Here is a 5,026-nt window from a genome sequence, read left to right as displayed (position 1 = left end):
TCCTTGCGCAGGTCATGGACCCGGAAGTGCCGGTGGTCAGCGTGGTCGACCTGGGTATTGTCCGCGATCTGGCCTGGCAAGCCGGGCACTTGCATGTGGTGGTCACGCCCACCTATTCGGGCTGCCCCGCCACAGAAGTGATCGAGAGCGACATTCGAGAGGCATTGGAGCTGGCCGGTTTTCGCGCACCGCAACTGGAGCGCAAATTGACCCCGGCCTGGTCCACCGACTGGATCACCCACAGTGGCCGCGAGCGCCTGCGCGCCTATGGCATCGCACCGCCGCAGGGCAGCGCCAGCAAGCGCACGTTGCTTGGCGAAAGCCCGGTGATTGCCTGCCCGCAATGCGCCAGCACCCACACCGAAGTGCTCAGCGAATTCGGCTCCACCGCCTGCAAGGCACTGTACCGCTGCCGCGACTGCCTGGAACCGTTCGACTATTTCAAATGCATCTGAGGCGCCCTCGGCCGTCTTGGTTGGAGAATAACCATGAGTAAGTTTCACAGCCTGACCATCAAGGATGTGCGCACCGAGACCCGTGATGCGGTGTCCATCGCCTTCGACATTCCACAGCACCTGCAAGACAGTTTTCACTTCACCCAGGGCCAGCATCTGGTCATGCGCACCCTGCTGGACGGCGAAGAAGTGCGCCGCTCTTATTCGATCTGCACAGGGGTCAATGACGGCGAACTGCGGATTGCCGTCAAACGTGTCGCAGGCGGCCGTTTTTCGGCTTTTGCCAACGAGCAGTTAAAGGCCGGGCACAGCCTGGAGGTGATGCCGCCCGCCGGGCATTTTCACGTAGAGCTGGACCAGGCGCGCCATGGCAATTACCTGGCGGTGGCAGCAGGCAGCGGCATTACGCCGATTCTCTCGATCATCAAGACCACCTTGCAGACCGAACCGCACAGCCGCGTGACGTTGCTGTACGGCAACCGCTCCAGTTCCGGCGCACTGTTTCGCGAGCAGCTCGAAGACTTGAAAAACCGCTATTTGCAGCGTTTGAACCTGATCTTCGTGTTCAGCCGTGAGCAGCAGGACGTCGACCTTTATAACGGCCGGATCAACGCTGAAAAATGCACCCAGCTGTTTACCCGTTGGCTCGACGTCAAGCAACTCGACGCCGCGTTTATCTGCGGCCCGCAAGAGATGACCGAAACCGTGCGCGACTGCCTCAAGGCTGAGGGCATGGCGCCTGAGAACATTCATTTCGAACTCTTTGCCGCGGCCGGCAGCCAGCAAAAACGCGAGGCCCGCGAAGCGGCCCGCCAGGTAGACGCGGCGATCAGCCAGATCACCGTGATCAGCGACGGTCGCGCTCTGGGCTTCGACCTGCCGCGTAACAGCCAGAGCATCCTCGATGCAGGCAACGCGCAGGGTGCCGAGCTGCCGTATTCGTGCAAGGCCGGGGTGTGCTCGACCTGCAAGTGCAAGGTGATCGAAGGCGAAGTGGAGATGGACAGCAACCACGCCCTCGAAGACTACGAAGTGGCTGCCGGATATGTGCTGTCGTGCCAGGCATTCCCGGTCAGCGACAAGGTGGTATTGGACTTCGACCAGCTGTAACACCGTCTCGCCCCACTACAACAATAAGAAGGAGCGCACCATCATGACCCCCGACGACATCCAACGTATTTGCCAAAACCCCGATTTCATTCAGTTGGTACGCCGCAAGAAAAACCTCTATTGGTCGCTGTCGCTGATCATGCTGGTGATCTATTTCGGCTTTGTGCTGCTGGTGGCGTTCTCCCCGGCCACCCTGGGCCGGCCCCTGAGTGACGGCGTGACCTCGGTGGGCATGCTGGTCGGTGTCCTGGTGGTGTTAGCGGCCTTCGCCCTGACCGGCTTTTACGTATACCGGGCCAACCGGGTCATCGACCCGCTCAACGATAAACTCAAGCAGGAGTGCGCCCTGTGAGCCGCCTCAATGCTGGATATGTTTTGCCTTTGGTGATGGTCGCGGACCTGGCGCTTGCCGCCGAGGAAACATCACGGCCATTGAACTGGAACGCCATCGGCATGTTCATGGTGTTTGTGCTGTTTACCCTCGGCGTCACGCGCTGGGCCGCCCTGCGCACACGCTCGGCCAGTGACTTCTACACCGCTGGCGGTGGCATGAGCGGTTTTCAAAACGGCCTGGCGATTGCCGGTGACATGATCTCGGCGGCGTCGTTTCTGGGCATCTCGGCGATGATGTTTCTCAACGGCTATGACGGGCTTTTGTACGCGTTGGGCGTATTGGCCGGCTGGCCGATCATCCTGTTCCTGATTGCCGAGCGCCTGCGCAACCTGGGCAAATACACGTTTGCCGACGTGGTCTCGTATCGCCTTGAACAAACGCCGGTACGCCTGACTTCAGCGTTCGGCACCCTGACCGTGGCATTGATGTACCTGGTTGCGCAGATGGTCGGGGCGGGCAAACTCATTGAGCTGCTGTTTGGCATCGACTACCTCTACGCGGTGATCCTGGTTGGCGTGCTGATGGTGTTCTACGTGACCTTTGGCGGCATGCTGGCCACCACGTGGGTACAGATCATCAAGGCCGTGATGCTGCTGTTCGGCACTAGTTTCATGGCCTTTATGGTGCTCAAGCACTTTGGTTTCAGCACCGAAGCGATGTTCGCCCAGGCGAGTGCAGTCCATGCCAAGGGGACCGCGATCATGGCGCCGGGCGGCTTGCTGGCCAACCCTGTCGAGGCCATTTCCCTGGGGCTTGGTTTGATTTTCGGCACCGCTGGCCTGCCGCACATTCTTATGCGTTTTTTCACCGTCAGCGATGCCAAGGAAGCCCGCAAGAGCGTGTTCTACGCCACCGGCTTTATCGGCTACTTCTACCTGCTACTGATCATCGTCGGCTTTGGCGCCATCGTCATGGTCGGCACCGCCCCGGAGTTCCGTGACGCCAGCGGCGCAATCATCGGCGGCAGCAACATGATCGCCGTGCACCTGGCGCAAGCGGTGGGTGGCAATCTGTTTCTGGGGTTCATTTCGGCGGTGGCCTTCGCCACGATCCTGGCGGTGGTGGCCGGGCTCGCACTGTCGGGTGCCTCAGCGGTGTCCCATGACGTGTATGCCTGCGTCATCCGCAAGGGCCAGGTCAGCGAACAACAGGAAATTCGCGTGTCGCGCATCGCCACCCTGTGCATTGGCGTGCTGGCGATCATCCTCGGCCTGTTGTTTGAATCTCAGAACATTGCCTTTCTCTCCGGCCTGGTGCTGGCAATTGCCGCCTCGGTGAATTTCCCGGTGCTGTTCCTTTCCATGTACTGGAAAGGCCTGACCACCCGCGGCGCCGTACTCGGCAGCCTGTCGGGGCTGGTTTCGGCGATTGTGCTGCTGGTGCTCAGCCCGGCGGTGTGGGTCAACGTGTTGCAGCACGACAAGGCGCTGTTCCCGTATTCCAACCCCGCGTTGTTTTCCATGAGCCTGGCGTTTTTCAGCGCGTGGTTCTTTTCCGTGACCGACCGTTCGCCCCGCGCAGTCCTTGAGCGCGGCCGTTACCTGGCGCAGTTCATTCGTTCCATGACCGGCATAGGCGCTGCGAGCGCCAGCAAACACTAATCCCATCTTTTTAACCCGGAGGAACCGTGATGCCTCACGCCCCTACCCTGCAAAGCTTTATCGCTGGCCGCTGGATCGGCCAACACGGCGCTCAAGTGCTGCGCAGTGCCATCGACGGCCACGAACTGGCGCGCACCCACGAGGAGCGCCTGGACTTTGCCGAAGCCATCGAGCACGGTCGCCATCAAGGCATCAGCGCCCTGCAGGCTCTCGATTTTCAACAGCGCGCCCAGCGTCTCAAGGCATTGGCGCTGTACCTGAGCGAGCGCAAAGAACAGCTCTACGCGCTGTCCCACCACAGTGGCGCGACCCGAGCCGACAGCTGGATTGATATTGAAGGCGGCAACAGCACGCTGTTCACCTATGCCAGCCTCGGCTCGCGCGAACTGCCGTCGGGCAACATTGTGCACGAGGGCCCGGCGATGCCACTGAGCAAGCTGGGCACGTTCGCGGGCACGCACATTCTGGTGCCCCGCGGCGGCCTGGTGGTGCACATCAATGCCTTCAACTTCCCGATCTGGGGCATGTTAGAAAAATTTGCCCCCAGCTTTCTGGCGGGCATGCCGTGCATTGTCAAACCGGCCAGCGCCACCAGCTACCTGACCGAGGCCGTGGTACGTTTGATGGACGAATCGGGCTTGCTGCCTGCGGGCAGCCTGCAACTGATCATTGGCAGCACCGGTGACTTGCTCGACCGCCTGCAAGGCCAGGATGTGGTGACCTTTACCGGCTCTGCCGACACCGCCGCCAAGCTGCGGGTCAACCCCAACCTTATCCGTCACTCGGTGCCGTTCAACGCCGAAGCTGACTCGCTGAACTGCGCAATTTTGGCCCCGGACGTGAGCCCGGACGATGAAGAGTTCGAGCTGTTCATCAAAGAAGTAGCCCGCGAGATGACCACCAAGGCCGGACAAAAATGCACCGCCATCCGCCGCGCCATCGTCCCGGCCAAGCACATCGATGCGGTAGCCAGCCGCTTGCGTGATCGATTGCGTAAAGTCGTGGTCGGCGACCCGTCGGTCGAAGGCGTGCGCATGGGCGCACTGGCTTCCCATGATCAACATAAAGACGTCAGCGAACGCCTTGAAAGCCTGCTGCAAAGCAGCGACCTGCTGTTCGGTGCCCGTGACGGTTTTGAGCCACGCGGTACAAACGTCAGCCAGGGTGCGTTCTTTGCCCCAACCCTGCTGCAAGCCCGTGACCCGCATGCCGAAGGCGGCGCCCATGACATCGAAGCGTTCGGTCCGGTCAGCACCTTGATGGCCTACAACGATCTCGACGAAGCACTGGCACTGGCCGCACGCGGCAAAGGCAGCCTGGTGGCCAGTTTGATCACCAAAGACCCGCACATTGCGGCCAAGGCCATCCCGGTGGCGGCAGCCTGGCACGGCCGTTTGCTGGTGCTTGATCGTGAATCGGCGGCAGAGTCCACCGGCCACGGTTCACCGCTGCCGCAACTCAAGCAC

General features: G+C 61.1%; 5 protein-coding genes. All 5 read left to right on the top strand.

What is annotated here, in order from left to right:
* A partial coding sequence (gene paaD / locus GHO41_RS28495; RefSeq protein ID WP_153435286.1) for a 1,2-phenylacetyl-CoA epoxidase subunit PaaD occupies positions 1-455 on the top strand: 455 nt, incomplete at its 5' end.
* Positions 456-488: 33 nt separating this feature from the next.
* Complete coding sequence (paaE, locus tag GHO41_RS28490; protein WP_153435285.1) at positions 489-1,565, top strand: 1,2-phenylacetyl-CoA epoxidase subunit PaaE; 1,077 nt, start codon at positions 489-491, stop codon at positions 1,563-1,565.
* A 43-nt stretch (positions 1,566-1,608) separates the two neighbouring features.
* Positions 1,609-1,917 (top strand): DUF485 domain-containing protein, encoded by a 309-nt coding sequence (locus tag GHO41_RS28485; RefSeq protein WP_153435284.1) that lies wholly within the window; start codon positions 1,609-1,611, stop codon positions 1,915-1,917.
* 35 nt (positions 1,918-1,952) lie between these two features.
* Complete coding sequence (locus tag GHO41_RS28480; protein WP_153435287.1) at positions 1,953-3,560, top strand: cation acetate symporter; 1,608 nt, start codon at positions 1,953-1,955, stop codon at positions 3,558-3,560.
* 29 nt (positions 3,561-3,589) lie between these two features.
* On the top strand, positions 3,590-5,026 hold a 1,437-nt coding region (gene paaZ / locus GHO41_RS28475; protein ID WP_153435283.1), incomplete at its 3' end, for a phenylacetic acid degradation bifunctional protein PaaZ.

The organism is Pseudomonas sp. FSL R10-0399, from assembly GCF_009600165.1.
GTDB lineage: Bacteria > Pseudomonadota > Gammaproteobacteria > Pseudomonadales > Pseudomonadaceae > Aquipseudomonas > Aquipseudomonas helleri.
Note: the sequence above shows the minus strand (reverse complement) of the source record. Positions and strands in the feature narration are given on the sequence as shown.